The 24,977-nt window shown below is 67.1% G+C and carries 25 protein-coding genes, 1 tRNA gene and 1 pseudogene; 14 read left to right on the forward strand and 13 right to left on the reverse strand.

The features are described 5' to 3' along the window. Positions 1–56: 56 nt before the first annotated feature. On the forward strand, positions 57–191 hold the full coding sequence (locus tag BMW51_RS16355; RefSeq protein WP_019516093.1) for a hypothetical protein: 135 nt from the start codon (positions 57–59) through the stop codon (positions 189–191). 30 nt (positions 192–221) lie between these two features. On the opposite strand, the gene BMW51_RS09755 is transcribed toward BMW51_RS16355, so the two are convergent. From BMW51_RS09755 to BMW51_RS09765, 3 genes are all read right to left on the reverse strand, one after another. Beyond that, positions 222–920 (reverse strand): energy transducer TonB, encoded by a 699-nt coding sequence (locus tag BMW51_RS09755; protein ID WP_093005817.1) that lies wholly within the window; start codon positions 918–920, stop codon positions 222–224. Between the two features lie 114 nt (positions 921–1,034). Next, complete coding sequence (locus BMW51_RS09760; RefSeq protein ID WP_245708392.1) at positions 1,035–2,234, reverse strand: alpha-hydroxy-acid oxidizing protein; 1,200 nt, start codon at positions 2,232–2,234, stop codon at positions 1,035–1,037. A gap of 42 nt (positions 2,235–2,276) precedes the next feature. Beyond that, positions 2,277–3,611, reverse strand: a complete 1,335-nt coding sequence (locus BMW51_RS09765) for an OmpP1/FadL family transporter (protein ID WP_093005819.1) — start codon at positions 3,609–3,611, stop codon at positions 2,277–2,279. A 267-nt stretch (positions 3,612–3,878) separates the two neighbouring features. Here BMW51_RS09765 and BMW51_RS09770 point away from each other — a divergent pair, with 267 nt between their 5' ends. Further along, a complete protein-coding gene (locus tag BMW51_RS09770) occupies positions 3,879–7,328 on the forward strand; it encodes an autotransporter domain-containing protein (RefSeq protein ID WP_093005821.1) in 3,450 nt (1,149 codons plus the stop codon). Positions 7,329–7,696: 368 nt separating this feature from the next. Here the strand turns inward: BMW51_RS09770 and rplA are convergent, their stop codons facing one another. The 4 genes from rplA to secE all read right to left on the reverse strand — a co-directional run bounded on the left by rplA (position 7,697) and on the right by secE (position 9,785). After that, a complete protein-coding gene (gene rplA, locus BMW51_RS09775; RefSeq protein ID WP_093005823.1) occupies positions 7,697–8,389 on the reverse strand; it encodes a 50S ribosomal protein L1 in 693 nt (230 codons plus the stop codon). 4 nt (positions 8,390–8,393) lie between these two features. Then, entirely contained in the window at positions 8,394–8,825 is a 432-nt protein-coding gene (rplK, locus tag BMW51_RS09780) for a 50S ribosomal protein L11 (RefSeq protein WP_093005825.1), read from the reverse strand. Positions 8,826–9,030: 205 nt separating this feature from the next. Beyond that, complete coding sequence (gene nusG / locus BMW51_RS09785; protein ID WP_019516099.1) at positions 9,031–9,567, reverse strand: transcription termination/antitermination protein NusG; 537 nt, start codon at positions 9,565–9,567, stop codon at positions 9,031–9,033. Positions 9,568–9,587: 20 nt separating this feature from the next. Continuing rightward, positions 9,588–9,785, reverse strand: coding sequence for a preprotein translocase subunit SecE (gene secE, locus BMW51_RS09790; protein ID WP_093006039.1), 198 nt, complete (start codon positions 9,783–9,785; stop codon positions 9,588–9,590). A gap of 219 nt (positions 9,786–10,004) precedes the next feature. Here secE and BMW51_RS09795 point away from each other — a divergent pair, with 219 nt between their 5' ends. Further along, positions 10,005–10,415: an acyl-CoA thioesterase gene (locus tag BMW51_RS09795; RefSeq protein WP_093005827.1), complete on the forward strand. Its 411-nt coding sequence runs from the start codon at positions 10,005–10,007 to the stop codon at positions 10,413–10,415. A gap of 72 nt (positions 10,416–10,487) precedes the next feature. Next, positions 10,488–10,742, forward strand: coding sequence for a hypothetical protein (locus BMW51_RS09800; RefSeq protein ID WP_093005829.1), 255 nt, complete (start codon positions 10,488–10,490; stop codon positions 10,740–10,742). 29 nt (positions 10,743–10,771) lie between these two features. Here the strand turns inward: BMW51_RS09800 and BMW51_RS09805 are convergent. From BMW51_RS09805 to BMW51_RS09815, 3 genes are all read right to left on the reverse strand, one after another. Continuing rightward, positions 10,772–10,848, reverse strand: a tRNA-Trp gene (locus BMW51_RS09805). A 56-nt stretch (positions 10,849–10,904) separates the two neighbouring features. Next, a complete protein-coding gene (locus tag BMW51_RS09810) occupies positions 10,905–13,253 on the reverse strand; it encodes a putative bifunctional diguanylate cyclase/phosphodiesterase (RefSeq protein WP_093005831.1) in 2,349 nt (782 codons plus the stop codon). Between the two features lie 80 nt (positions 13,254–13,333). Then, positions 13,334–15,073 carry a fatty acyl-AMP ligase gene (locus tag BMW51_RS09815; protein ID WP_093005833.1) on the reverse strand — a complete coding sequence of 580 codons (1,740 nt, stop codon included), beginning with the start codon at positions 15,071–15,073 and terminating at the stop codon, positions 13,334–13,336. A gap of 113 nt (positions 15,074–15,186) precedes the next feature. Between BMW51_RS09815 and BMW51_RS09820 the strand changes: the two genes are divergently transcribed. From BMW51_RS09820 to BMW51_RS09835, 4 genes and pseudogenes are all read left to right on the forward strand, one after another. After that, positions 15,187–15,771 carry a regulatory protein RecX gene (locus BMW51_RS09820; RefSeq protein ID WP_425440983.1) on the forward strand — a complete coding sequence of 195 codons (585 nt, stop codon included), beginning with the start codon at positions 15,187–15,189 and terminating at the stop codon, positions 15,769–15,771. Positions 15,772–15,847: 76 nt separating this feature from the next. Continuing rightward, complete coding sequence (locus BMW51_RS09825) at positions 15,848–16,423, forward strand: cold-shock protein (protein ID WP_093005835.1); 576 nt, start codon at positions 15,848–15,850, stop codon at positions 16,421–16,423. Between the two features lie 39 nt (positions 16,424–16,462). Then, on the forward strand, positions 16,463–16,858 hold the full coding sequence (locus tag BMW51_RS09830) for an NADH:ubiquinone oxidoreductase subunit NDUFA12 (protein WP_093005837.1): 396 nt from the start codon (positions 16,463–16,465) through the stop codon (positions 16,856–16,858). 224 nt (positions 16,859–17,082) lie between these two features. Next, positions 17,083–17,316 (forward strand): annotated as a pseudogene (locus tag BMW51_RS09835) (DUF2155 domain-containing protein); the annotation flags it as partial. A gap of 35 nt (positions 17,317–17,351) precedes the next feature. Here BMW51_RS09835 and aat read toward each other — a convergent pair. From aat to BMW51_RS09850, 3 genes are read right to left on the reverse strand one after another with little or no spacing between them, the layout of a single operon-like run. Continuing rightward, positions 17,352–18,074 (reverse strand): leucyl/phenylalanyl-tRNA--protein transferase, encoded by a 723-nt coding sequence (gene aat / locus BMW51_RS09840; protein ID WP_093005839.1) that lies wholly within the window; start codon positions 18,072–18,074, stop codon positions 17,352–17,354. Further along, entirely contained in the window at positions 18,074–18,781 is a 708-nt protein-coding gene (locus BMW51_RS09845) for a ParA family protein (protein ID WP_093005841.1), read from the reverse strand. The genes aat and BMW51_RS09845 overlap by 1 nt, the downstream gene beginning before the upstream one ends. 55 nt (positions 18,782–18,836) lie before the next feature. Beyond that, on the reverse strand, positions 18,837–19,223 hold the full coding sequence (locus BMW51_RS09850) for a hypothetical protein (RefSeq protein ID WP_093005843.1): 387 nt from the start codon (positions 19,221–19,223) through the stop codon (positions 18,837–18,839). A 177-nt stretch (positions 19,224–19,400) separates the two neighbouring features. Here BMW51_RS09850 and BMW51_RS09855 point away from each other — a divergent pair, with 177 nt between their 5' ends. From BMW51_RS09855 to BMW51_RS09880, 6 genes are all read left to right on the forward strand, one after another. Further along, complete coding sequence (locus BMW51_RS09855; RefSeq protein ID WP_093005845.1) at positions 19,401–20,378, forward strand: cysteine synthase A; 978 nt, start codon at positions 19,401–19,403, stop codon at positions 20,376–20,378. Positions 20,379–20,424: 46 nt separating this feature from the next. Next, positions 20,425–20,712: a hypothetical protein gene (locus tag BMW51_RS09860; RefSeq protein ID WP_093005847.1), complete on the forward strand. Its 288-nt coding sequence runs from the start codon at positions 20,425–20,427 to the stop codon at positions 20,710–20,712. 346 nt (positions 20,713–21,058) lie between these two features. Continuing rightward, positions 21,059–21,559, forward strand: coding sequence for a division/cell wall cluster transcriptional repressor MraZ (locus BMW51_RS09865; RefSeq protein WP_093006043.1), 501 nt, complete (start codon positions 21,059–21,061; stop codon positions 21,557–21,559). Between the two features lie 32 nt (positions 21,560–21,591). After that, positions 21,592–22,542: a 16S rRNA (cytosine(1402)-N(4))-methyltransferase RsmH gene (gene rsmH / locus BMW51_RS09870; RefSeq protein ID WP_093006045.1), complete on the forward strand. Its 951-nt coding sequence runs from the start codon at positions 21,592–21,594 to the stop codon at positions 22,540–22,542. Further along, the gene (locus tag BMW51_RS09875) at positions 22,536–23,222 is read left to right on the forward strand and encodes a hypothetical protein (protein ID WP_093005849.1); all 687 of its coding nucleotides are present in this window, start codon (positions 22,536–22,538) and stop codon (positions 23,220–23,222) included. The genes rsmH and BMW51_RS09875 overlap by 7 nt, the downstream gene beginning before the upstream one ends. Further along, positions 23,219–24,934: a peptidoglycan D,D-transpeptidase FtsI family protein gene (locus BMW51_RS09880; protein WP_093005851.1), complete on the forward strand. Its 1,716-nt coding sequence runs from the start codon at positions 23,219–23,221 to the stop codon at positions 24,932–24,934. Before BMW51_RS09875 ends, BMW51_RS09880 begins: the two co-directional genes overlap by 4 nt. The last annotated feature ends 43 nt before the right edge of the window (positions 24,935–24,977 follow it).

Consider the following 24,977-nt stretch of genomic DNA (forward strand, 5'->3'; position numbering starts at 1 on the left):
ACGGACCGGGAGACCCCGGACAGGTGGCCCCGGCTCCGTTTTGGAGAGGACGCCACATGACCACGATCAAGCAAGTCCAGCACACCGGCGGCATCGCTGCCGCGGCCCTCGGCCTGTCGGCCGCCGCGATCATCTTCGCGCAGGCGACCGCCAGCGCGATGGTCTTCCTGGGTGAACTGCTGATCCGATGACGCGTCGTCTGCTGGTTCACACCGACCCGATCACTCCAGCCACCAACGCTGCCGCCAGCCGCGCCGCTCGCTGATCGGCTGTCCGTACGCGGAAAGCGCCGGCGCGTAGCGGAAGCGCGCCTCGATCAGCCGGCAGGTGACCGCATCTAATGCCGCGTTGCCGCTCGTCTCCGTCACCGCGCAGTCGCTTGCGCGCCCATCCGCCCCGACGGTGAACGCGACCGTGACGCTGCCGGCTACCCGTGCCGCGCGAGCCTCCTTCGGATAATCGCGCGAGGTGATCGCGCCCACGATCAGGCGCGCGCGCCTGCCGCCTGTACCGGAGCCGTTGCCGCTCCCTCCGCCACCCGCGGCTGAGCCGCCTTCTCCCGCGCCCGTTCCGCTGCCCGTTGCCGCACTGCCGCCGATCGCGGCGGTGCCCTGCTGCGGCTCGGCGGCGGCGACCTCTGACACGGGGGGCGGAATGACCGCGGCCGGCACGACGACGGCGCTGCGTTCCGCTTTGGCACCTGTCAGACCGTTCGGCCTCTCTCTCGCGGGTGAAGGGTCATGCCGTGGTTGGACGTGCGGTGGCACAGGCGGCGGCACGACATCGAACGTCGCGAGCGATGGGCCGGGTGCGCTCCTCGGCATCGGCTGCGGCGCGGTCAGGATCAGCCACAGCAATCCGGCATGCAGCGCGACCACCGCACCGGCGCTGATCGCCCGCTCGCGTCGCTTCGCCGTCATGCTAGCAGGATTAGCGCACCCGTCCGCGGCCGCGTAGCGTATGCGACGGAATCAACGGCCAATGCGGTGTGCAAGAGGTTGTTACTCCGCGGAATCGCTCCGGTCTGACCGCAATCAACGATCGGTCCTGATCGCCCCCGCCGCGCGCACCGCCGACAGCGTCGGCAGGCCGTTGACCGCCATCAGCAGATCGGCCTCCGCCAGGATCGCGCGCAGCACGTGCGCGCACCCTTCGGCACCGCCCAGTGCCAGCCCGTAGCTGTACGGGCGCCCGACGCCGACCAGATCGGCACCGAGCGCAACCGCCTTGATCACGTCGGTGCCCGAACGGATGCCGCTGTCGAACAGCACCGGCACGCGCCCCGCGACCGCATCCGCGACCGCCGGCAGCATGTCGATCGCCGCGATCCCGCCGTTCGCCTGCCGCCCGCCGTGATTGGACACGTAGACCCCGTCAGCCCCGGTATCGATCGCGCGGCGGGCATCGTCGGGGTGGCAGATCCCCTTCAACACGATCGGCAGCGTGGTCAGCGATTTCAGCCACGCCATGTCATCCCACGTCAGCACCTTGCCGAAGGTCGCGCCCCAGGTGCCGATCGCAGCGCGAAGGTCCTCTTCGGGCGGTTTCGCGAGCAGGCGGCGAAAGGCCGGGTCGCTGAAATAGTTCTGCAGCACGTGGCCGCGTAATTGCGGAAAGTTCGACACGTTCAGGTCGCGCGGGCGCCAGCCGGTCACCCACGTATCGAGCGTGACGACGATCGCCTTGTACCCGGCGTCTTGCGCGCGCGACACGACGCTCGCCGCCACGTCCTTGTCCCGCGGCGTGTAGAGCTGGAACATTGCCGGCGTGGTCCCGCAGGCTGCGTGCACGTCCTCCAGCGTGTCGTTCGACAGCGTCGACGCAGTCAGCGGAACGCCGGTCGCCGCACTCGCGCGTGCGGCGGCCAAGTCGCCGTGGCCATCCTGCGTGCAGATGCCCGTCACCCCGATCGGCGCCATGAACAGCGGCGAGGCGAGCGTCATTCCGAACGCCCGCGTCGACAGGTCGCGCGCCGTGCAATCGACCATCATCCGCGGCACCATGCCCCAGTGGCGGAACGCGCGCGCATTCTCGTCCTGCGTCCACTCGTCGCCGCAACCACCCTGGACGTAGTTCAGCACCGACGGCGGCATCGCCGCCTCCGCGCGCGTCTTCAACGTTGCGAAATCGACCGGCCAGGTCGGCTGCACGCCCGACAGCCCGGCGTAGTAGATCGCGTTCTGGAAATCGCCGAAATGCGCCACGCTGACCTCTCCTGATTTGAAGAGCAGCATGGCGCAGCGGTGCGGCTCTTGTCGAGCCGCACCGTCGTCTCGTCAAAAGGTGAAGCGCCCACCCAGCGACAACACCACGGCGTGCGCGTCCTCCAGTCGGCCGCTTGTCCTGATTGGCGTTTCCGCACCCGTCCCGACGAAGGCGGCGGTCACGCGGTCGATCGTCTCGTTCTCGAAGTCGACATAGTTCGCCGCAGCGTCGATCCCGAACCGCGGCGTCACCTGGAAGGAGAGGCCTCCGCCGTAGTTCCAGCGGTTGGCGTCGGGCACGCGCGGGTCGCGTTCGCCGTCGCGCGTCGGCGTGATCGCGCGCTGCACGCCCGCGCGCAGCGTCAGCTTGGGCGACACGGCATAGTCGAGCCCACCGGCGTAGCTCCACGTGTTGCGATAATTCTCGGGGATGGCGGTGTTGAGCGGCGCGCCCAGCCGGATCGCGTCGAACTTGTCCCAGGTATAGCGCACCACCTGCGCGTTGAGCGTCAGCGCACCGCCCGCGCGCTGGCGTACGCCCAGGATGATCTGCGCCGGCGTGTAGAAGCGCGCCTTGACCCCGGACAACTCGGTGTTCGATCCGGCGAGCGGACCGACGAGGCCGCTGATCGTCAGGTCGCCCTTCAGCGTGTGCTTGATTGCCGACTTGTAGCTGAAGCCTACCGTGGTGTGCGCGTTGTGCATCTGGAACCCGGCGCTCCAGCCGAGGTCCCAGCCATCGCCCTCCAGCTTCTGGCTGCCGTCGGGCAGCGAGGCGAGCACGTTGGGAAGTGCGTTGCTGAGGCTCGCGTCGGTATATTCGACGTTCGCCGCACCGCCTACGCGCAACCAGTCGGTCACGGCGACCGCAATGCCCGGCTGGATGTCGATCGTCAGCAGGTGCGTGCGGTCCGCGCCGTAGCGCGCCCAGCTGCCCGTCTCGTAATTGGTGGTGAAGCTGTACGGAGAGGTGACCGCCACGCCCAGAGCCACCCGGTCGTTCAGCGGCAGCGCGAACGCGCCCGACGGCAGCACGCCGTTGTTGATCGGGTCGCGCGACACCGCGTTGCCGCCGACCGGGGCGAACGTCTGTGCCGGCAGGCCGGGCAGCGAAGGCCGGCGGATCAGCGTCCCGTTATCGACCACCTTGCCCTTGGGTAGAATGGCAGCTGCGCTGACGGTCGCTTCCGCATCGGTGCTGCCCGCGATCGCCGCCGGGTTCCACCACAAGGACGCGGCACCCGTGTCCGCCACCTCGCCCGAAAAGGCACGACCCGCACCGCGGGCGGACTGTTCCTGCAGATAGAATGCCTGCGCCTGCGCGGCACCCGCGAACGCGGTCGAGGCGAGTACGGCCGCCGCGGAGGTGGTTAGATGGACGAACGAAACGTGAAAACGCGGGAACATGCGCGCGAACTCTCCTGGGCATGGCGATCGCGATGGAACGCCGGGGCAGGTCCGCTACCGAACAAAGGTCAGTGTTACAAACCTTTTCCGGCGGCATTGGCGCGGTTTGGGTTGAGCAACATCGAGAAACCGCGGTGTGTCGTCCCGGCAACACTCTCGAATGACAACGCTTGCACATCCGAAAGCAGTCGTAATCGTCTTGTCACCCCAGCAACATTGCTTCAAGCTGCGGAGAACAGGGTAAAAGTTTCAGTGGGGGAGTTTCTCATGAACAATCGTGCCACCAAGCGTGCCATGTCGGCGCGGCAGATCGCGCTGCTCGCGACCTCAGCATTGGCCACCTTCGGCACACCGGCACTTGCCGAGGGCACGCCCGATTTCATGATGAACGTGGCGCAGGGGATCGGTGCCGTCCCTGCGGGCGACATGATGGTCGAGCATTCGCCGCAGGTCGTGATCTCCGAACCCGGCACGCCGACCACCGCGCGCGACACCAACGACGTGACCGGCGTCGGTCAGATGATCATCGACCAGAAAAACGGCTTTTTGGGGCTGTGCACCGGCACGCTGATCAACCCGCGCACGGTGATCTTCGCCGCGCACTGCGTCAACGAGAGTCCGCAGGGTACCGCGATGAACCCTTGGGGTTACGGCACCGGTGCGGGGCAGCTGCCGATCGGTTTCGGGTTCAAGGCGGACAATCTGGCAGGCATCCGCTCGTGGTTCCTGGCCGGCACCAATCAGTACAAGACCAGCGTCGGCAATGCCTTCTACAACGTCAACCAGGTTATCTATAATCCGCAGTCGCTGTCGCTCGGCCTCGCGAACAACTTCCTCCAGGCCGACGTGGCGCTCGCCTCGCTCGACACGCCGGCGCGCAACGTCCCGACCTGGACCATCCTTCTCTCGCAATTGCCGGCCCCCGGCACGATCACCAGCGCGAGCGGTACCGGCTATCACGTGATCGAGGCAGGCTATGGCCGCAACGGCATCGGCACCAGCGGCGACAGCGGCGGCATCGACTATCGCCGACGCGTGGCCGAGAACTTCATCGGCATCCTGGGGTCGCTCGACGACATCGATTCGTTCCTGTTCGGCTCGCCCAGCGGGTTGACGCAGAACCTGTACCAGACCGATTTCGACGATCCCAAGCGCGGACTGCCAGGCGCCAACGCGTACGACTTCAACATCTTCAAGGACAACGCGTTACCGAAGGAAGGCATCACCGCGGGTGGTGACTCGGGCGGTCCGCTGATCCTCGACAAGACGTTCAGCAAGCCGACCGTGATCGGCGTGCTGTCGGGCGGCTCGCGCTATTTCAACGCGCAGCCGAGCAGCTCGTACGGCACGTCGTCCTTCTATCAGCCCTTGTACCTCTTCTGGGACTATATCGCAGCGAACAACCCGTATCGCTACGTCGCGGCGAAGGCGGGCGACGGCGACTGGTTCGACGCCAGCCACTGGGTCACGACGCTAGACCCCGCTTATCAGATCATCGTCAACGGGCAGCTGGTGAACGGCATCCCGACCGCACCGGGTGACGGCATCAACGGCACGTCGGGCAAGTTCGGCCAGATCTGCTATCAGCAGGGACGCTCGGACGAGTGTCTCGACATCGGCACCAACACCTATCTGGTCAACGGTCGTCCGGTCCCCACTGACACCGTTGTGACCGGTGGTGCGACGCTCGCCAACAACAAGAGCGTTGCGTCGTTCGCCGACGGGCTGACCTCGATCAACGAAGCGCAAGGAGCAGGCGACGCGCAGGCAATCGCCGCAGCGGCGGCGGCGCTGCCGACTGCGACGCTGGCCAACGGTCTGCCCGGCGCGACCAATTTTGTGCCCAACAACGTCGACCCGGATGCAGCAACGCGGCGCAACGCGCGCTACTTCGACGTCACGCTGTCGAATGCGGGAACGACCACGCTGTCGGGCACCGCGACCGTCGACCGGTTCACGATCAACAACCAGGCCAAGCTGACGGTCGCGACCGGCGGCTCTTTGACGTCGCTGATGGAGTTCAACCAGTTCGGTGGTCTGGTCACCGCCAACGGCACGATCAATTCGGTCGGCGATTACTTCCTGCTCTCGGGCGGGCTGACCGGCACCGGCCGGATCAACGCGCCGTACCTGACCAGCCTGCTCGGCATGATCGCACCCGGTACGCAGGGGACGGTCGGCACGCTGACGATCGGCGGCAACGCCGTCCTGTCGAGCGGCAATCTACTGATGGTGGACATCGCGGGCAACAACACCTCCGACCGCTTAGCAGTGGTCGCCAACGGGACCAGCACCGGTCAGGCGAGCATCGGCGGACGAGTGCTGTTCTCGCCGATCGCGGGTTCGACGATCCGCTTCGGTGACGTATACACCATCCTGACCGCGCAGGGCGGGATCACCGGCACCTTCGCTACCCCGTCGGCACTGAGCGCGATCCTGACGCCGCAGTTCGTCTATTCCGCGACCACGGTGCAAGCGCGCATCACCGCGGGCCGCTACGCCGATGTCGTCGCCGCGACGCCGATCCAGACCGCCTACGCGCGCCTGCTCGATCAGAACCGCGCCACCAACTACGCCGCGCTGTCGGGCATCTACGGGCCGCTCGACCTTCAGAACGCAGCGACGATCCGGTCGAATCTCGAGGGTCTCGCACCGCGCGCGGAGACGACCAAGCGCGCGCTCGGTACCGTTGCGCTCGATAACATGGGCCGGTTCTACCGCGATCGTCTGGCGCAGATGGACCTGGGCAACGGCCTCGGCGGAACACTCGCGATGACGGGCAAGCCGCTGCAGTTCGCCTCGCTCGCCGCTTCCGACCTGCCGATGACCGGCGCGCAACTCGCCGCCACCGACAGCCCGCAGACGACGCTGCAGACGGGCGTGCTGCCGGAGTCGGTCAGCGCGTTCGTCGCCGGCGGCTACCTCGACGGCAGCAGCCGCGCTGCGCCGAACGCGATCCCGTTCGCGGGGCGCGACCAGTTCGATGGCTGGTACGCCGCGGGTGGCATCGAAACCGAGATCGGCGACAACGGCGCGCTCGGCTTCGGCCTGTCGTACACCAATGTCTCCGGTGACCAGCAGTTCGGGCAGCGCGCCAAGGGCGAGCTGTGGCAGGGCACGCTGTACGGCAAGCTCGAAGCGCCGACGGGTCTGTTCCTCGACACGCAGGTGTCGGCGGGCGTGTTCCAGGCACGCACGCGTCGCAATGTGTCGTTCGTCGGGACCGACTACACGCTGCGCTCGCGCGACAATGCCTTTGCCTTCACCTCCGAAGTCGGCGTCGGCAAGAACTTCAACCTCGGCACGTTGAAGGTCGGACCGCGGCTGTCGGCTCGCGCGAGCCAGATCGACTTCACCCCGACCGTCGAGCGCGGCGGGCCGGTCGGCCTGTTCCTTGACCGGCAGAAGTATGACAGCTTCCAAGGCCGCGCCGGTCTGGCGTTGTCGGGTGGAGCGCGGATCAAGCCGTACGTCAGCGCCTATTACGTCCACGACTTCCAGGATCATCCGGGATCGTTCGGGGCGAACTTCGTCGGCGGCGTCGGGCCAAGCGCGATTTTCGCGCTGCCGGGTCAGGACAAGAACTGGGGCGAGGTGAGCGGCGGCATCTCGGTCGGCGGAGAGCGGGTCGAACTGTCGGTCGGCGCCGACACGACGTTCGAGCGCTCGGACGTGCGGAACCAGTCCTACCGCGCCGCGGTGAAGGTGCGCTTTTGATCGAATAGGGACCGCGGCTCCGGCCGTGGCCTTCATGACAGGCGCCGGGTCACGATCGTGGCCCGGCGTTGTCGTATGTGGCTTACACCGCTTGCGTTCAGCCCGATCCCGCCCGTTGCGGTGTAACCCTGCTGCGTTGAAGACGTGCGTAGGTAGCGACCCGCACATCATTTTCCGTCAACGGTACGGCGGCGCGTCGCCCGTACCATTCTCGCGTCGCCACTCGTCTCCGCTTGCGACGAAGGTAGGCCGCAACAGAAGAGCGCGCCTTGCGCCTCAATCAACGCACAACGGCAGGCAGGCTCAACAGAAAGGGGCCCGGAAGCGTGTGCTTCCGAGCCCCATCTGATCAGCGATAACTGCAGCGCTTATGCGCCGGCGATCTCCGCCACGTCGACCTTGATCCCAGGGCCCATCGAGGAGCTGACGGCAACCTTCTTGACGTACTTGCCCTTGGCGCCCGACGGCTTGGCCTTGACCACCGCGTCGACCAGCGCGTCGAAGTTGCGACGCAGGTCTTCCTGCGCGAACGACGCCTTGCCGATGCCGGAGTGGATGATACCGGCCTTCTCGACGCGGTACTCGACCTGACCGCCCTTGGCCGCCTTGACGGCTTCGGCGACGTTCATCGTGACCGTGCCCAGCTTCGGGTTCGGCATCAGGCCCTTCGGACCCAGCACCTTACCCAGACGGCCGACAACGCCCATCATGTCGGGGGTCGCGATGCAGCGATCGAACTCGATCTTGCCGCCCTGGATTTCCTCCATCAGGTCCTCGGCGCCGACGACGTCGGCACCGGCCGCACGTGCCTCGTCGGCCTTGGGGCCGCGCGCGAACACGCCGACGCGCACCGTCTTGCCGGTGCCGGCCGGCAGCGTCACGACGCCGCGGACCATCTGGTCGGCGTGACGCGGGTCGACGCCCAGGTTCAGCGCGACCTCGATCGTCTCGTCGAACTTCGACGTGGCGTTGGTCTTCGCCAAACCGATCGCCTCATCGACGCCGTGCAGCTTCTCGGCGTCGATCGTCCAGGTCTTCTGCTTCTTGGTCAGCTTGCTCACGTGCTCAGCCCTCCACTACTTCGAGGCCCATCGCGCGGGCCGAGCCTTCGATGATCTTCGTCGCCGCCTCGATGTCGTTGGCGTTCAGATCCTTCATCTTGGTCTGCGCAACCTCGACCAGCGCCGAGCGCTTGATCTTTCCGGCCGACACCTTGCCCGGCTCCTTCGAGCCCGACTTCAGGTTCGCCGCCTTCTTAATCAGGAAGGTCGCCGGCGGCGTCTTGGTGACGAACGAGAACGAGCGGTCGGCGTAGACGGTGATGACGGTGGGGAGGGGCGAACCCTTTTCCATGTCGCCGGTCTGCGCGTTGAACGCCTTGCAGAACTCCATGATGTTGACGCCGCGCTGACCCAGCGCCGGGCCGATCGGCGGCGACGGGTTCGCGGAGCCCGCGGGCACCTGCAGCTTGATGTAACCTGTGATCTTTTTCGCCATGTCACTCTCTTCAGTTTAGCGGTGATAGCGGCGCCTGAAAGGTGCCTCCCGCGGGCTTGTCACTGGCCGGCGGGGCCGACCGGGTGATTTGTTGTTGCCTCCCGAACGTGGAGGCCGACACGGGGGTTGATCCCGTGTCGTCAGTCCTCGGCGGTGCCGAGGCTGGCCGGCGCTGGTCGTCTCGCGACTAGCGTGCGACCGACGCTTACTTGCTGCGCTCGACCTGGTCGAATTCCAGCTCGACCGGCGTGGATCGACCGAAGATCGACACCGACACCTTGACGCGGCTGCGGTCGAAATCGAGTTCCTCGACCGTGCCGTTGAAGCTCGCGAACGGACCTTCGAGCACCTTGACCGCGTCGCCGATCTCGTAATCGACCTTGACCTTCTGCTTCGGCGCGGCGGCTGCTTCCTCCTTGGAGTTGAGCATGCGCGCGGCCTCCGCTTCCGAGATCGCCTGCGGCTTGCCCGACGAACCGAGGAAACCCGTCACCTTGGGCGTGTTGCGCACCAGGTGGTAGACGTCGTCGGTCATCGCCAGCTTGGCGAGCACGTAGCCCGGCATGAACTTGCGCTCGACCGCGATCTTCTTGCCGCGACGTGCCTCGGTCACCGTCTCGGTCGGGACCTCGATCTGCTCGACCAGCTGCTCCAGGCCAAGGCGCTGCGCCTCCGCCATGATCGAGTCGCGAACCTTGCCCTCGAAACCCGAGTAAGCGTGGATGATGTACCAGCGTGACATCGTGTTGTGCGTTCCGCCCTTTACTTGGCCAGGCTCAACAACGCTTTGACGATCGCGTTGAACACCGAATCTACCCCGAGGAAGAACAGCGCCAGGATCGTGGTCATGATGACGACCATCACGCCTGTCATCACCGTCTCGCGGCCCGTGGGCCACACCACCTTCGCGGTTTCGGCGCGAACCTGGTTGATGAATTCGATCAGGGTCGTCTTCGCCACGCGTGTTGAACCTTCGATATCGCCCGGCATAAGCTTTCCACCGCTGCCTTGCTCAAGGTAGCGGTGAAGAACCGTCCGTGCTGTCGGATGTGTGCGGGACTTAGCGAAAGGGCCGTGCAAACACAAGGGCAGCCGTTCAGCGGCGCACGCGAACAAAGGTTGGTACAGTTCCGGCCGTTAGCATTGGCCATCACCTGTCCCTCAGCCTATATCGTACGCGTGACCAGCGCGGCCCCCTATCGCTTTCCGATCGGCATCGATCCGGCCGACATCGACTTCATGGGGCACGTCAACAACGCCAGCTACCTGAAGTGGGTGCAGGCGGCGGTGATCGACCATTGGCGTGCGCTAGCCCCAGCCGAGGCGGTGGCGCAGCACCTGTGGGTCGCGCTCAAGCACGAGATCACCTACCTCAAGCCTACGTTCTTAGGCGACGACGTGGTGGCAACCGTCGTTCTTGAGAAGGTACAGGGGGTGCGCGCCTTCTATGAGACGGTGATCCGCCGCGGTGAGGACGTGCTGGCCGAGGTGAAGTCGAGTTGGTGCTGCCTGGACGCGGAAACGCTGCGCCCTGCGCGGCTGGCACGCGAGATCGTGCAGCATTTCTTTCCGGCAGACGCCAAGGCCTGAACCGCCGCGGGCACCTTCGGGTGCGATCGACGTTTCGGTTGCGGATCGAACAGCGTCAGCGAAGAGGCCAACATGCACATCACGCGTCTGCCCTTGGGAGAGACCGCCCCCGCCGAAGCCGACTGCATCTCGATCGAACGGCGTCCGGACGGGCGCTTTTCGCTGAACGCCACCGCACTGATGGCGTGCGGCGACACCGACGAAGTCGAGTCGGTGTCGATGATAGGAAGCGAGCCATACGACCGCTACGACGACGCCGAAGCAGCGGGGCTCGCGTGGGCGGCCGAACATTGCGCGGGCGAGGTATACGTCAGCGCCCTCGACTGAGCCGCTATGATCGTTTGCGCTGTGGGAAGTGGCAGGGGAGCTCGGACTCGAACCGAGGGCCTTCGGTTTTGGAGACCGACGCTCTAACCAACTGAGCTACACCCCTGTGCGGCTGCGGCTATTGTCGGAACGGCGCGGTTTCGTCAACCGCTGATCGGTCACTCAGGCCGCGCGTGCCTTAGCGAGATTGCGCCGGATCATGTCGCGCGCTTCCGCCACCGGGACCGCGCGACCGAAGTAATGCCCCTGGATGTTGGTGCAGCCGAGTTCGCGCACCAACGCCAGTTCCGCCTCGGTCTCGACCCCTTCGGCGATCGTGCTCATGCCCAGGCTGCGCGCGAGTGCGACGACCGCGCGGATGATCGCGAGCGGTTCGGCAACCCCTTGCGCAGCGGAGGCGACGAAGCTGCGATCGATCTTGATCGAGGAGAAGCGCGTACGGCTGAGATAACCGAGCGACGAATAGCCGGTGCCGAAATCATCGAGGCTCAGTCTCACGCCCAGGTCGAGCACCTGTTCAAGCACGCGGGCAGCGCCCGTACCCTCACGCATGAATACGCCCTCGGTCACCTCCAGTTCGAGGCGCTGCGGCGACAAGCGGCTCTGCGCCAGTGCGGAGGCGATCACGGTGACGAAGTTCGGGTTGGTCAATTGCTCGGGCGACACGTTCACCGCAATTCGCAGGTCGCCGGGCCAGCGCGCGGCCTCCTCGCAAGCCGTGCGCGCGACCCACTCGCCGATCGGGGCGATCAGTCGCGTTTCCTCCGCAATCGCGATGAACTTGTCGGGACCGACCGGTCCCAGACGCGGGTGGTCCCAGCGCAGCAACGCCTCGAACCCGCGCAGGCGACCCGTGCCCGCGTCGACCACGGGTTGGTAGTGAAGCGACAACTGCCCGTGTTCCAGCGCCTGGCGCAGCTCGAGCTCCAGTATGCGGCGCTCTTCGGCATCGGCGTGAAGCTGCGGCTCGTATGCGTGGAACACGCCACCTCCACGATCCTTGGATCGGTAGAGCGCCAGATCGGCGGAGCGGATCAGCGTCTCCGCGGTCCGCCCGTCGCGCGGGCTGGTGGCGACGCCAACCGAAGCGCCGATGTACAAGGTATGTTGGTCGACCTCGTACGGGCGTGAGAGCGTATCGATGATCGTGCGCGCCAGTCGCTCGATGCGCTGCGGGTCCGACGCATCGCGCACCACCACCGCGAACTCGTCGCCGCCCAGCCGCCCGATCAGTTCGTTGTCGCTCATCAACTGCGCCAGCCGCTCCGACACGCGACCGAGCAGCCGGTCGCCGACCGGGTGGCCAAGCGTGTCGTTGACCGCCTTGAAGCGATCGAGATCGATCATCATGAACGCGGCGCGCGCACGCCAGCGCTCGGCGTCGGTCAGCGCGCGCGACAGCGCCTCGTTGACGTGCAGGCGATTGGGCAGGCCGGTCAACGTGTCGAAACGCGCCATGCGGTTGATCCGGTCGGCCGAGGCGCGCTGCTCGGTCACGTCCGATCCGACGCCGCGGAAGCCGAGGAAAGCACCCTGCGCATCGTAGCGCGGACTGGCGGCGATCTCCCACCAGCGCTCTTCGCCGTCGATGACGACTGGAAGCGCGAGATCGCGGAAGCTCTCGCGCTGCTTCAATTTCTCGGCCAGGTCTCGCAGTCCGGTGGAAAAGTTGCCGCCCTCCCACGTCGGTCCGGCGAGTACCTGGAGCAGGGGCAAGCCGTTCATCGCCTCGGGCCGCAGACGGCAGGCATCGGCGAAGCGCCACCCGGCGTGAACGATGCGGCGCGACGCGTCGATCTCCCACAGCCAGTCGGCACGTGCGTTCTCGAACTCGCGCAGCAGCAGGCTGACAGTCTCGTCGCGGTCGGCGAGCGCAACCTCGGCGAGAAGCCGCGCGGTAAAGGCGCGTCCGCGCGTGTACGTCGCGATCATCAGCATGGCCGCGAAGGCTGCGGCTGCGGTCAGCGCGAGATGGGCGTGCGCGAATGCGAGGGGCACCGTCAGCGCCGTCCCCAGCACGCCGACGAAGGTCAACGCCGCCAACAGCATCGGCGTTAGCGCGAGCGCGGTTGCGACCATTATCGCCGCCGCGACCATCCACAGCGTGATCGTGGCTGACGATCCGACATCGTGGGTGAGGAAAAGGGCAGGGACACTCCAGAGAGCTGCGAGCAGCGCGCTCTCCAGCGCCGCAGTGACAGCATGCGTCCGCGTCGAAGCAATGGTGTGGGTGACCGCTCGCCACTGCCGCAACGTGACCGCGCCGGCGCCGCCCAGGAGCGCCACGATCCAGCCCGCCAGCATCCACGGCACGGCGACCGGAAGCAGCGACAGCGTGACGATCGCGGCAGCGCCTAGGTGACCCACGAGTAGCAGCGGCACCTGTTGTCGTGCCTGATGTAGCTGCGCAGCACGCACGCGCGTCCAAACGCGCGCGTCATCGCCCTCGCGCCAGCCGAGCAGGACGCCCGGACTGATCGGCGGCGAGGACGAGGGGGCAGGCGGGCTCACGTCTTCACCGTAAGCCGCTGCGGGTTGATTAAAGGTTTAGGCCTGCGCGAAAATGCCGGTCGTCATCGATGTGCCGGCGTTCACGCTGCGATGTCGTACGGCTTGATCTCGCCTGCCAGATACAGATTGCGCGCCTTCGCCCGGCTTAGTTTGCCCGAGCTGGTCCGTGGCAGCGTACGAGGCGGAATCAGTTCCACGACGCAGTTCATGCCAGTGACCGAGCGGACGCGGTCGCGGATCTCGTCGCGCAGCCGCGTGCGCTCGGTATCGTCGGAGCTGCGGCATTGCACCAGCACCGCGGGCGTTTCCTCGCCGCCCGGCGTCGTGATCGCGAAGGCGGCGATGTCGCCGGCCTTGAACCCGGGAAGCTGTTCCACCGCCCATTCAATGTCTTGCGGCCAATGGTTGCGACCATTGATGATGATCATGTCCTTGGCACGACCGACAATGTAGATGTAGCCGTTCGACAGATAGGCCATGTCGCCGGTGTCGAGCCACCCGTCGACCATGCACGCGTCGGTCGCGGCCTGGTCGCGGAAATAGCCGACCATCACCGAGGGGCCACGGCACCACAATTTGCCGATCGCGCCGTTGGGCAGCGGCGTGCCGTCCTCCTCGCGCACCTCGACCTCCATGTCGCGCACCGGCTTGCCGCAGTTGACGATTGCCCGATAGCGTTGAGGGCGATCTTCGCCGTGGCTCATCCCCGACAGCTCGGTTTCCTCGACCAGCTCGACACGGATGCCCTCGCCCGGCGGCATCAGCGACACCGCCAGCGTCGCCTCGGCCAGGCCGTAGCTCGGCAGGAAGGCGCCCGCGTTGAAGCCCGCGCTGTGGAATGCGTCGACGAACGCCTGCATCACGTCGGGACGGATCATGTCCGCACCGTTGCCCGCAACCCGCCAGCGCGACAGGTTGAACCGGTCCGACGCCTTGGTCTGGCTGGAAATGCGCCGCGCGCAGATGTCGTAGCCGAAGGTCGGCGAGTAGGAGAGCGTCGTACCGGTGTTGCGGCTGATCAGGTCGAGCCACGACAGCGGACGACGCGCAAAATCCTCGGTCTTGAGGTAATCGGTCGAGACCTGGTTCGCCATCGGCGACAGGAAGCAGCCGACCAGTCCCATGTCATGGTACCACGGCAGCCACGACACGCAGCGGTCGGTGTCGACGATCTCCATCCCGTGCGCGTGCGCGGCGAGGTTACTGAGCAGCGCGCGGTGCGTGATCGCGACCCCGTGCGGGAACCGGGTCGAGCCGCTGGAATACTGCAGGTAGCAGATGTCGTTGCCGGTGGCGGTCGGAAGCGGTGCCTCGAGCGCGGGACGTGAGAGCAGCTCGCTCCAGTCGACGCCCGCCACGCCCTCTGCCTCCGCCGCCGCGCCCGCCATCTGTTCTAGCTCGGCGGGGTAGATCAGCATGCGCGGGTCGCAGCTCGACAGCTGATTGCGCAGCTGGTCGATGTACGAATCGCGCCCGCCGAACGAGGTCGGCAACGGCAACGGCACCGGCCACGCGCCCGCGAGCACGGTACCGAAGAACAATTGCGCAAATTCTGCGCTCGTCTCAGCCACCAGCGCGACCCGGTCACCCGGCGCGATGCCGGCCGCGATCAACCGGTAGGCGGCCGCGCGCGCGTCGTCGCGCAGTTGCGCATACGGATAGACACGCACCAGCGTCGCACGCGCGTCGTGGAAGTTCAGTCCGCGTTTGCCTTGCGCCGCATAATCCAGCGCTTCGCTCAGCGTGCCGAAATTGGAGAACCGGCGCGGCAAGGCGTCGGCAGTCGGGGTCGGCTGGAGTGGGGCGAGGTCACTGGTCATTCACGTCGGTCCTGTCGCGGCGCATCGCGCTCGTGCATGGATCAAGGGCGGCATCGTACGGGCAGTCAAACCCGCGCTTCCAACCTCCGACCCTAGTGTGGCACAATCAAGGCGTGAGCGGGTCATGGCGGAACAGGGCAGGGAAGAGCGGCACAGGCGGCGCAGCTGATCGCGGTGAACGGCGCGAGCGCCGCGTACCACCGCCGCTTGACCAGGCCGCGCTGGAGGCACTGGCGCTGCGCTATGTCGAGCGGTTCGCGACGACGCAGGGTAAGCTGAGCGACTATCTGCGTCGCAAGATACGCGAGCGCGGATGGCAGGGCGAGCCGATCGAGGTCGGCGCAATCGCGACGCGCTTCGCCGAGCTCGGCTACATCAACGACCGCGGCTACGCCGAGATGAAGACGGCCTCGCTCGTTCGCCGCGGCTACGGCGAACGCCGCATCACCGCCGCGCTTCATGCCGCGCGCATCGGCGCGGCCGACGCCGAGGAGGCAGTGGATCAGGTACGCGACGGCGCGTTCGACCACGCGCTTGCCTTCGCGCGCCGCAAGCGGATCGGCCCGTTCGCATCCGCGCCGGCCAACGAGGATCAGCGGCGCAAGCAGCTGGCCGCGATGGTGCGGGCGGGGCACTCGTTCGCTTTATCCGCCAAAATCTTGCGCATGACCGAGCCGGAGGATGCCGTCGACGATTGACGCGCGCGGCAATTCGACCAATCATTGTGCGGCGCATGATGAACGCTGCGCACCAAAACGGGAGTTTGGATCAACGGTGCCGGAACAAGCGGCCTTGGCCGACGGCGGGGAAGAACGCGCACGCGTGCTCGGCGACGATGCCGAGGCGCGGGCGGTGTCCGGTACGTTGAAATGGTTCGATGCGACCCGTGGTTTCGGCTTCCTGGTCGCGGACGATCCCGCGATTGGCGACGTGCTGATCCACTTTTCGGTATTGCAGCAGCACGGTCGCCGCACCCTGCCCGAGGGTGCGCGGATGGAGGTGTCGGCGGTGCGGCGCGCGCGCGGATACCAGGCGAGTGAAGTCCATGTGATCGACGTGGCGGCGGCGGCAACTGCCGTGCGCGACCGCGACCGCGACCGGATCGATCCCGAGGCGCTGCTGGACGACGCGGACGATTGGCAGGACGTCGCGGTCAAGTGGTTCAACCGGTTGAAGGGCTATGGCTTCCTAGTCCGCGTCGATGAACCGGGTGACATCTTTGTTCACATGGAAACGCTTCGCCGCGCCGGGGTGGCGGAGGTCGAGCCCGATCAGCCGCTGCGCGCCCGCATCGTCGACGGGCGCAAGGGGCCATTGGCGGTCGCGGTCGCCGCGCCGCCGAGCGAATAGCCGTTTACCCCGCCCCGGTGCGGAGTTAAGCGGGGCGCGATGGGCATCAATCTCAATCCGTTCACCTGGTGGAATGGCGCAACGATCGGCACCATGATCTACGGCCTGCGCGGCAAGCGTCAGGTCGGCGAGGATGGTCTGGGCAATACCTATTGGGAAGGTGGCACCACGCCGCAGGGAACGACGCGCCGCTGGGTGATCTACAAGGGCGCGAACGACACCAGCCGCGTGCCGCCCGACTGGTTCAGCTGGCTGCATCACCAGATCGCCGACGTGCCGGACCAGTCGCTGCCCGCGCCGCGCCAGTGGCAGAAGCCTGCCGTTCCCAACATGACCGGCACCGCGTTCGCCTATCGGCCCGCGGGCGCGCTGGAGAAGGGCGGGCATCGCGCATCCGCCACGGGTGATTACGAGGCGTGGAGCCCCGACGCGTGAACCGCGCGGCCGCGATCGGCGGCCTGGTGGTGCTCGCGGCCGGCGCCGGCGCGGCATGGTACGGGTTCGATCACCTGTCCGGTCGCGACGCAGCGCCTGCACAGGAGCGGGTGACACGCGCGGTGCCCGCGGCGGCTCGCCCAGTGCCGAGCGCTGCTGCAGCCCACAGCTCGGAGGTGGTTGACACCGATAGCGGCACGCCGGTCGACGCCGGGACGACGCCGATGGCGCAGCGCGTCGCGGTGATCGGCCTGCTCAACAAGCGTAACGGCGTCAGCCGCGACCTTACATTGAAGCCCGGACAGGCGGTCCGCGTCGGCGACGTGATCGTGCGCCTGTCGGCGTGCGAGCAGACCGCGCCGTGGGAGCAGCAGGCATTGACCGGCGCGTTCGTGCAGCTGGACGTGCAGAACATCGATCGCCGCTGGCAGCGCGTCTTCTCAGGCTGGCTCTACAAGGAGCGGCCGCAGCTGAACGTCGTGCTGCATCCAGTCTACGACGTCTGGACCAAGAGCTGCGCGATGAGCTTTCCCGGTACGACGCCGGCCGCGGCGCCATCGCCCGCGGCGTCGGCCAAACGGTCGAGCGCGCCGAAGTCGCCGTCCCGGGCCGCGGCGGAAGCGGATGACTCGTCTGAGCCGCCGAGTGCGGTTGCCAGCAACGCCATATAGTCGGCACGACTGATCTCCACCGCGCCCAGCGTGGCGAGGTGCTGCGTCATGAATTGACAGTCTAGCAGTGTGTACCCGCCCGCCCGCAGGCGCGCGACGAGTGCGGCGATCGCAACCTTGGACGCGTTGGTCGCGCGGCTGACCATGCTCTCGCCGAAGAAGGCGCGCCCGATCGCCAGGCCGTACAGGCCGCCGACCAGTTCATCGCTCGACCAGCATTCGACCGAATGCGCGTGACCCATTTCGTGCAGCCGGATGAAGGCGTGCTCGATCGAGCGATTGATCCACGTTTCCGGGCGGTCATTGGCGCTCTCGGCGCACAGGCGCAGTACCTGTCCGAACGCGCGGTCGGCGGTGACGCGGAAACGATCGGCGACCACGACCTTGCGCAGCGAGCGCGACAGGTGAAAGCCGTCCAGCGGCAGGATCGCGCGACGGCGCGGTTCCACCCAGTAGACGCTACGCGCATCGCGGCTGTCCGCCATCGGAAAGACGCCAACTGAATAGGCGCCGAGCACGATGGCAGGGTCGAGCGGTTCGAACATCAGGCGAGACGTTTCTCGATCCTCTTCCACAAATCGGCGACGGCGAGGGCGGCGGGGCTGCGCGGTGCGACATGCCCGACCGGTCGACGCCGCGTTGCCGCACTCTCCACCACGCTTGCCATCGGAATGACCGGCCAGTCGGGATGGCGGGTTAGCGCCTCCGCGTGCAGCGCGCGGCGGCGGTCGACCATGACGTGGACCGGCATGGTGCGCGTGCGTCCGCCGAGGTGACGGTCGACCTCTTCCCAAGCGCGCTCTGACAAGGCGGAGGGGACGACGGGCACGACGATCAGGTCGGCGGCGCGCGCGACCTGGTCCGCGGTCTCGGTCAGGCCGGGCGGGCAGTCGAGCACGACGCGGTCGTGATCGCCCAGTTCGCCGAGCAGCCGCGCGAGCCGCCGCTTCTTGGCCAAAGCCCTGAACAGGTGGTTGAGGTCACGCAGCGACGCGTCGGCGGGGAGCAGGTCGAGCCGCTCGGTTGTAGTTACCCGGATCAGACGTGATGGCGAGATATGGCGCGAGAAGACCGCGTGCGCGCGCTCGCCACCACCGTCCTCACCCAACATCCAGCTCGACGCGGCCTGCGGGTCGAGGTCCCACAACAAGGTGCGCCGCGACGACAGCGTCGCGGCGCACCATGCGAGATTGACGGCGAGCGTGGATTTGCCGACGCCGCCTTTCAGGGAGTAGATCGCGATCGTCGCCATCGATGCGCTAGGCTAGGCCCGGCGCGGCTCGGTGACAAGCGAACGTTGCGAGCGCTCAGGCGTGGCAGGACAGCGCCGACTTGCCCGGCTGGGTCAGCGTGATCTCGGTCGTGTCGCCGGTCATCGACCAGCCACCGTCCGCAGTCAGCGGCTTGCCTGCCTCATCCGCCTTCAGCATGACGGGCGAGCCATCCTTCTTGGTGCGCACCACCGCCTGCTTGTCGCCCTGGAAGAAGGTGACGTAGACCAGGCTGCTGTCCTTGCAGCGCATCGTCTTGTCGGCCTTGATCGCGGGCGGCAGCTCAACGGGCGCTGCCTTGGCGAGGTTCGCGGCCATCGGATCGGGGTTGGCATCGACCACTTCGGGCGAGGACGATGAGTTACAGCCGGCAAGAGCGAACAGCGAAGCGGCAACGGCGGGGAGGAGGAGGCGGTTTACCATAGCGCGGCGGCGCTTCGCGCATGCGGCATGATAGGTCAAGGTCCGTGCCGCGCTGCGACATAATTATTCAAACTTCGGTGCGGTGCCGCAGGATGGCCGAGGAAGAGTGGGGGCGCTTCGCGTCACCCAAGCCATGCTTGCTTGCGACGGGCGCGGCAAACCACCTATGTGGTTGCGATGGATACGACCCCGAATACCCTGGCCCTGATCGGCAACACTCCCCTCGTTCGCCTGGCTGGCCCCAGCGCAGCGACCGGTTGCGACATCTTCGGGAAGTGCGAGTTCACCAATCCGGGCGCAAGTGTCAAAGACCGTGCCGCGCTGTCGATTGTCGAGGACGCCGAGGCGCGTGGAATGCTGGCGCCCGGCGGCACGATCGTGGAGGGGACGGCGGGCAACACCGGGATCGGGCTGGCGCTGGTCGCCAACGCGAAGGGCTATCGCACGATCATCGTCATGCCCGACACGCAGTCGAAGGAGAAGATGGACACACTCCGCGCGCTCGGCGCCGAGCTGGTGACCGTGCCGGCCGCACCTTATTCCTCGCCGTGCCATTTCGTGCACACCTCGCGCCGGATCGCGGAGGAAACGCCGGGGGCAATCTGGGCCAACCAGTTCGACAATATCGCCAATCGCCGCGCGCACATCACCGGCACGGCCGAGGAGATCTGGGCGCAGATGGACGGCCGAGTCGACGGTTTCACCTGTGCGGCCGGCACCGGCGGCACGATCGCGGGCGTAGGGCTGGGTTTGAAGGCCAAGGACGAGCGCGTCTGTATCGCGCTCAGCGACCCGCACGGCGCGGCGCTGTACGAATATTACGCGCACGGTGAGCTGCGGTCGGAGGGATCGTCCGTCGCCGAGGGGATCGGGCAGGGCCGGATCACCGCCAATTTGGAAGGTGCGCCGATCGATACGCAGTTTCGCATCTCCGATCAGGAGGGGTTCGACTGGGTCGACCGGCTGCTGCGCGACGAGGGGCTGTGCCTTGGGCTGTCGTCGGGAATCAACGTGGCCGGTGCGGTGCGACTGGCACGGCACCTGGGTCCCGGCCAGCGCGTCGCGACGATCCTGTGCGACACCGGTTTCCGCTATCTGTCGACGCTCTACGATCCGGCGTGGCTCGAAGCCAAGGGGCTGCACCGCGCCGCATGACGCGGTTCGACAGGCGCGCGGTGATCCGTTATCATCGCGCGGTCGAATGAAGCAGCAACCGAACCCCCGTTATCTGGCCGATCAGGCTCGGCAGCGCGTGCGCGTCGGCATGATCGGTTTGGCTGCGGTCGTGCTACTGATCGGGCTGGCGAGCGCGATCTTCTCGACTGTGTCGCGCGAGCGACCGGTGTCGCCCGCTGCTGGTGTAGGCGCGGACGTGATCGCGCGAGCGGGAGCACCCGCCGCGGCGCCGACGGCCGGCAACGAACCGCTGGCCGAGCTTGGCGTCACGCCCAGCATCGCCAACAGTGCAGCGGCGAACGACCCACGCTGAGGCCGAAGCGGCGGTTCGCGACCAGCACTTTGGCTCACCCTGTTGCAGCTAAATTTGGGTACGCACGCTGACCTAATTACCAAGTGAATAACGTGCGTTAGAGAAGCAGCGCAAGAACAAACCATAAACGAAAATAGACGTGTGACTTCCTGATCACGTCATTCCAAAGTCTTACGTAAATTCCCCGAATTTCCCCGGAAATCCCTTCCGCTCCCAATCAGACTGCGCTACATCAATTCTCGACATTGGGGGCAGCACCAACGTTGTAGACAGACAGGCTTGAGCGTCTGGCGGCGAGGGTCGCTCGGCGGGCAGCGCGGTCTTGTACCCCGAGTGCGAGGTGAGCGTGGCCGAACGGGTGGACTATCAGGGAAAGGGGCTCGGTCTTGTCGATGACAAGGGCCGTGTCGCGATTCCGAATAGCCTGCGCGCCGCGCTCGCGAAGAACAGCCCGCGCGACGACGGCAAAGACGGCGGCACCGTCATCATCGCCGCGCACCCGCATTATCGCTGTCTGATCGCCTACGATCCCGGCTTCGTGCCGATCCACAAGGCGAAGCTCGAAGCGCGCGAGGCGGCGGGCGAGCTGAAGGATGGCCGCACCGACTGGAACATCCTCGACCGCGCCGGCGCTGCCGAGCCGCTGCCGTTCGACGGGTCGGGCCGTTTCATCATGCCCGCGTTCGAACGGCGTTACGCGCGGATCGGCGGCGCCGCGGTGTTCCTGGGTTCGTTCAACTGGGTCACGATCTGGTCGCCCGCGCTGCTGCTGGAAACTGACGACGTCGATCCGTTCATCCGCGAGTTCGTCGAGTTCACCTGCGAGGAAAAGGGCATTGCCCTGTGACCGACGACGTGACTGACCGCGTGACGGGCGACGTGAGCCGCCAATCCCCGCACATCCCCGTTCTGCTCGACGAGGCGATCGCAGCACTCGCCCCCGCCCCGGGCGAGCGTCACGTCGATGCGACCTTCGGTGCCGGCGGCTACACGCGCGCACTGCTCGCCGCCGGCGCCGAGGTGATCGCGTTCGATCGCGACCCCGATGCGATTGCCGCGGGTCGTGCGCTCGAGGCGGCCGAGTCGCGCCTGACGCTGATCGCCGGCGACTTCTCGACGATGGAGCAGGCGCTGGCGGAGCACGGCAAGCTGCCCGTCGACGGCGTGACGATGGATATCGGCGTCTCCTCGATGCAGCTCGATCAGGCGGCGCGCGGCTTCTCGTTTCAGGCCGACGGTCCGCTCGATATGCGGATGAGCCAGGATGGGCCGAGTGCGGCCGATTTCCTCAACACGGCCGACGAGGAAGAAATCGCCAATGTGCTCTACCGCTACGGCGACGAGCCGAAGTCGCGTCGCGTCGCGCGCGCCGTCGTCGCGGCGCGTCCGCTCACAACGACCGCGCAGTTCGCAACCGTCGTTCGCCGCGCGCTCGGCCATCGTCCGCACGAGAAGAAGGACCCGGCGACCCGCGCGTTCCAGGCGGTGCGGATCCACGTCAATCGCGAGCTGGACGAACTGGCCGATGGGCTCGCCGCCGCCGAGCGCGTGCTGGCACCGGGCGGTCGTTTGGCGGTGGTCAGCTTTCACAGTCTGGAAGATCGTATGGTGAAGCGGTTCCTGCGCGAGCGCGGCGGTGCTGCGCCGGCGGGATCGCGTCACTTGCCGATGGCGGCGTCGCCGCTGCCCGCGGCGTTCGACAATCTGTCCCGCGCGATTCGCGCAGGTGAGGCGGAGCTGGCGGCGAACCCGCGCGCTCGTTCCGCGACCTTGCGTGCCGCGCGGCGTACCGCGGCATCTGTTCAGCGTGGTGGAGACGTATCGTGGTAGCATTGTACCGCTTGAAAGGGCTCGGGTGGCTGTCGAGCTGCGCGCTAGTCGCGATCGGCTTTTACCTCGTCTCGTCGCAGGTCGCGGCCGAGCGAAAGCGGTTGCAGCAGGTCGATGTGAAGATCGCGAGCGCCGAGCGCGACATCCGCGCGCTGGAAACCGAGTTCGACGTGCGCGCCAACCTGGTCCAGCTGGAACGCTGGAACGGCAACACGCTGGCGCTGACCGTACCGACCACGCAGCAGTTCGTTCGCGACGAGACCACGCTTGCCAGCCTTTCACCGCGCGACATGACGCCGCTGCAGCCTGGGCAGTCGGGCGGGGTGCAGACCGCATCGCTGATCGTCCCGTCTTCGCCGCTGACCGTTGCTCCGCCCGCAGCGACCAGCAACGCCGCGCCGACCATCGTCAAGGCCGTGATCAACAAGCCCGTCAGCGCGCCCCGCTACGACGCGGTACGTATCGCGCAGGTCGTGCCGGCAACGCCGGCGGCGCGTCCGGCCTCCGCGGTGGCGGCCGCGCGCGTGCTGATCCGGCAGGCGATCGCGCACGCGGACGAACGACCGCGTGTCGATCGCAACGTCCGATCGGTCGCGATGGTCGACAATTCGCTGCTGAGTGCCGGAACGCTCGGCGATCTGGCGAGCGGCGCGCGCGCGGAGCGGAGCCGCTTGCGGTGACCACGCTGGTCGCCCGCCCGATCCGCCAGACCAGAAACATCGATCAGCGCCACGCGCTGGTCGCGACGCAGCATATGCGCCTCATGGTGCTGATGCTGCTGTTCGCCGTCGGCGTGCTTGCGGTGATCGCGCGGCTGTTCCTGCTGGGCGTGCTGTCGAGCGGCGGCGAGGATGTCGCCAACACGCTGACCGCGCCGCGCGGCGACATCGTCGATCGCAACGGTCAGCCGCTGGCGCGCACAATCGACGCGTGGACGATCGCGGTGCACCCGCGCAAGCTGATCGGCAACCCGACCGAGATCGCGCAGCGGCTGGCCGACCTGATGCCCGACCGCGGCAACCAGGCGTGGTTCTACGCGCAGCTGACGAAGCGTTCGAGCTTCGCCTATCTCAATCGCCGCGCCAGCCCCGCGCTGGTCGAGGCAGTGAACGCGATCGGCGAGCCAGGCATCGTGTTCGAGCGTGAGACGCAGCGGCTCTATCCGCAGAGCTCGCTCGCCGCGCACGTGCTCGGCTTCATCAGCAACGGCACCGGCATGAGCGGGATCGAGCGCGCGCTCAACGAGCGGCTGACCAACCCCGCGACCGAGGCGAAGCCGGTACAGCTGTCGATCGACAGCCGCGCGCAGGCGGCGATGGAGAGCGAGCTCGGCCGCGCGATGACGACCTTCTCCGCGCGCGGCGGCGGCGGCATCGTGCTCGACGTCGCGACTGGCGAGGTGATCGCGATGGTGTCGCTGCCAACGTTCAACCCGAATCGCGTCGGGCGCGCGGGAACCGACGAGCTGCGCAACATCACGACGCAGAGCGTGTTCGAGCTCGGCTCGACCTTCAAGCCGATCACGATGGCGACTGCGATCGAGAACGGCGTCGTGACCTCGATGGAGCGGCGGTTCGACGCGACACACCCGCTACAGGTCGGTCGCTTCACGATCCACGACGAGCGCGGCGATCCCAAGCGCTGGCTCAACATGGCCGAAACGCTGATCTATTCCTCCAACGTCGCCACCGCGCGCGTCGCCGACGAGGTCGGGCCGGCGCGGATGCAGGCGATGTTCAAGAAGCTTGGCTTCGATACCCCGCCCGACATCGAATTGCGCGAGAAGGGCCGTCCGCTGCTGCCCAGCTACTGGGCGCGCACCACGACGATGACGACCGCCTACGGCCACGGCATCGCGGTGACGCCGCTGCACCTCGCCAGCGCTTACGCCGCGCTGGTCAACGGCGGCACGTGGCGCCCCGCGACGCTGCTGAGGGTCGCACCCGGTCATCAGGTCGCGGGACGGCGCGTCATCAGCGAGGCGACGAGCGCGCGGATGCGTCAGATGCTGCGGTTGGTCGTGATGCGCGGCACCGGGCGCAAGGGCGACGCGCCGGGCTACCGCGTCGGCGGCAAGACCGGCACCGCCGAGGCGGCGGTCGCGGGCGGGTACGACCGGTCGCGCAACGTCGCGACCTTCGCCGCCGCCTTCCCGATGGACGCGCCGCGCTACGTCGTCGTCGCGATGCTCGACTCGCCGCTCGGCACCAAGGAAACGTACGGCTGGAAGACCGCGGCGTGGAATGCGGCACCGGTGGTGGGACGCACGATCGCGCGGATCGGCGCGATGCTGGGCGTGACGCCCGACGATCACCGCGACGTTGACGTGTCTGACATTCTGCCGACATTGTGGCAGGACCCCTCGCGCGCGCCGACCAGCGGCGGCCAGTGACGGGGCAACGGGCAGGCGGGAGCCGAGGATTGCACGGGTTTGA

Origin of the sequence: Sphingomonas palmae (assembly GCF_900109565.1) — a bacterium.
In the GTDB taxonomy this organism is placed as follows: domain Bacteria; phylum Pseudomonadota; class Alphaproteobacteria; order Sphingomonadales; family Sphingomonadaceae; genus Sphingomonas; species Sphingomonas palmae.

What these genes read in the sequence shown, in the direction of transcription:
- BMW51_RS16355 (WP_019516093.1), top strand. Translation starts at nt 57, where the DNA reads ATGACCACGATCAAGCAAGTCCAGCACACCGGCGGCATCGCTGCCGCG.
- BMW51_RS09755 (WP_093005817.1), bottom strand. Translation starts at nt 920, where the DNA reads ATGACGGCGAAGCGACGCGAGCGGGCGATCAGCGCCGGTGCGGTGGTC.
- BMW51_RS09760 (WP_245708392.1), bottom strand. Translation starts at nt 2,234, where the DNA reads ATGCTGCTCTTCAAATCAGGAGAGGTCAGCGTGGCGCATTTCGGCGAT.
- BMW51_RS09765 (WP_093005819.1), bottom strand. Translation starts at nt 3,611, where the DNA reads ATGTTCCCGCGTTTTCACGTTTCGTTCGTCCATCTAACCACCTCCGCG.
- BMW51_RS09770 (WP_093005821.1), top strand. Translation starts at nt 3,879, where the DNA reads ATGAACAATCGTGCCACCAAGCGTGCCATGTCGGCGCGGCAGATCGCG.
- rplK (WP_093005825.1), bottom strand. Translation starts at nt 8,825, where the DNA reads ATGGCGAAAAAGATCACAGGTTACATCAAGCTGCAGGTGCCCGCGGGC.
- nusG (WP_019516099.1), bottom strand. Translation starts at nt 9,567, where the DNA reads ATGTCACGCTGGTACATCATCCACGCTTACTCGGGTTTCGAGGGCAAG.
- BMW51_RS09800 (WP_093005829.1), top strand. Translation starts at nt 10,488, where the DNA reads ATGCACATCACGCGTCTGCCCTTGGGAGAGACCGCCCCCGCCGAAGCC.
- BMW51_RS09815 (WP_093005833.1), bottom strand. Translation starts at nt 15,073, where the DNA reads ATGACCAGTGACCTCGCCCCACTCCAGCCGACCCCGACTGCCGACGCC.
- BMW51_RS09830 (WP_093005837.1), top strand. Translation starts at nt 16,463, where the DNA reads ATGGGCATCAATCTCAATCCGTTCACCTGGTGGAATGGCGCAACGATC.
- aat (WP_093005839.1), bottom strand. Translation starts at nt 18,074, where the DNA reads ATGTTCGAACCGCTCGACCCTGCCATCGTGCTCGGCGCCTATTCAGTT.
- BMW51_RS09845 (WP_093005841.1), bottom strand. Translation starts at nt 18,781, where the DNA reads ATGGCGACGATCGCGATCTACTCCCTGAAAGGCGGCGTCGGCAAATCC.
- BMW51_RS09850 (WP_093005843.1), bottom strand. Translation starts at nt 19,223, where the DNA reads ATGGTAAACCGCCTCCTCCTCCCCGCCGTTGCCGCTTCGCTGTTCGCT.
- BMW51_RS09855 (WP_093005845.1), top strand. Translation starts at nt 19,401, where the DNA reads ATGGATACGACCCCGAATACCCTGGCCCTGATCGGCAACACTCCCCTC.
- BMW51_RS09860 (WP_093005847.1), top strand. Translation starts at nt 20,425, where the DNA reads ATGAAGCAGCAACCGAACCCCCGTTATCTGGCCGATCAGGCTCGGCAG.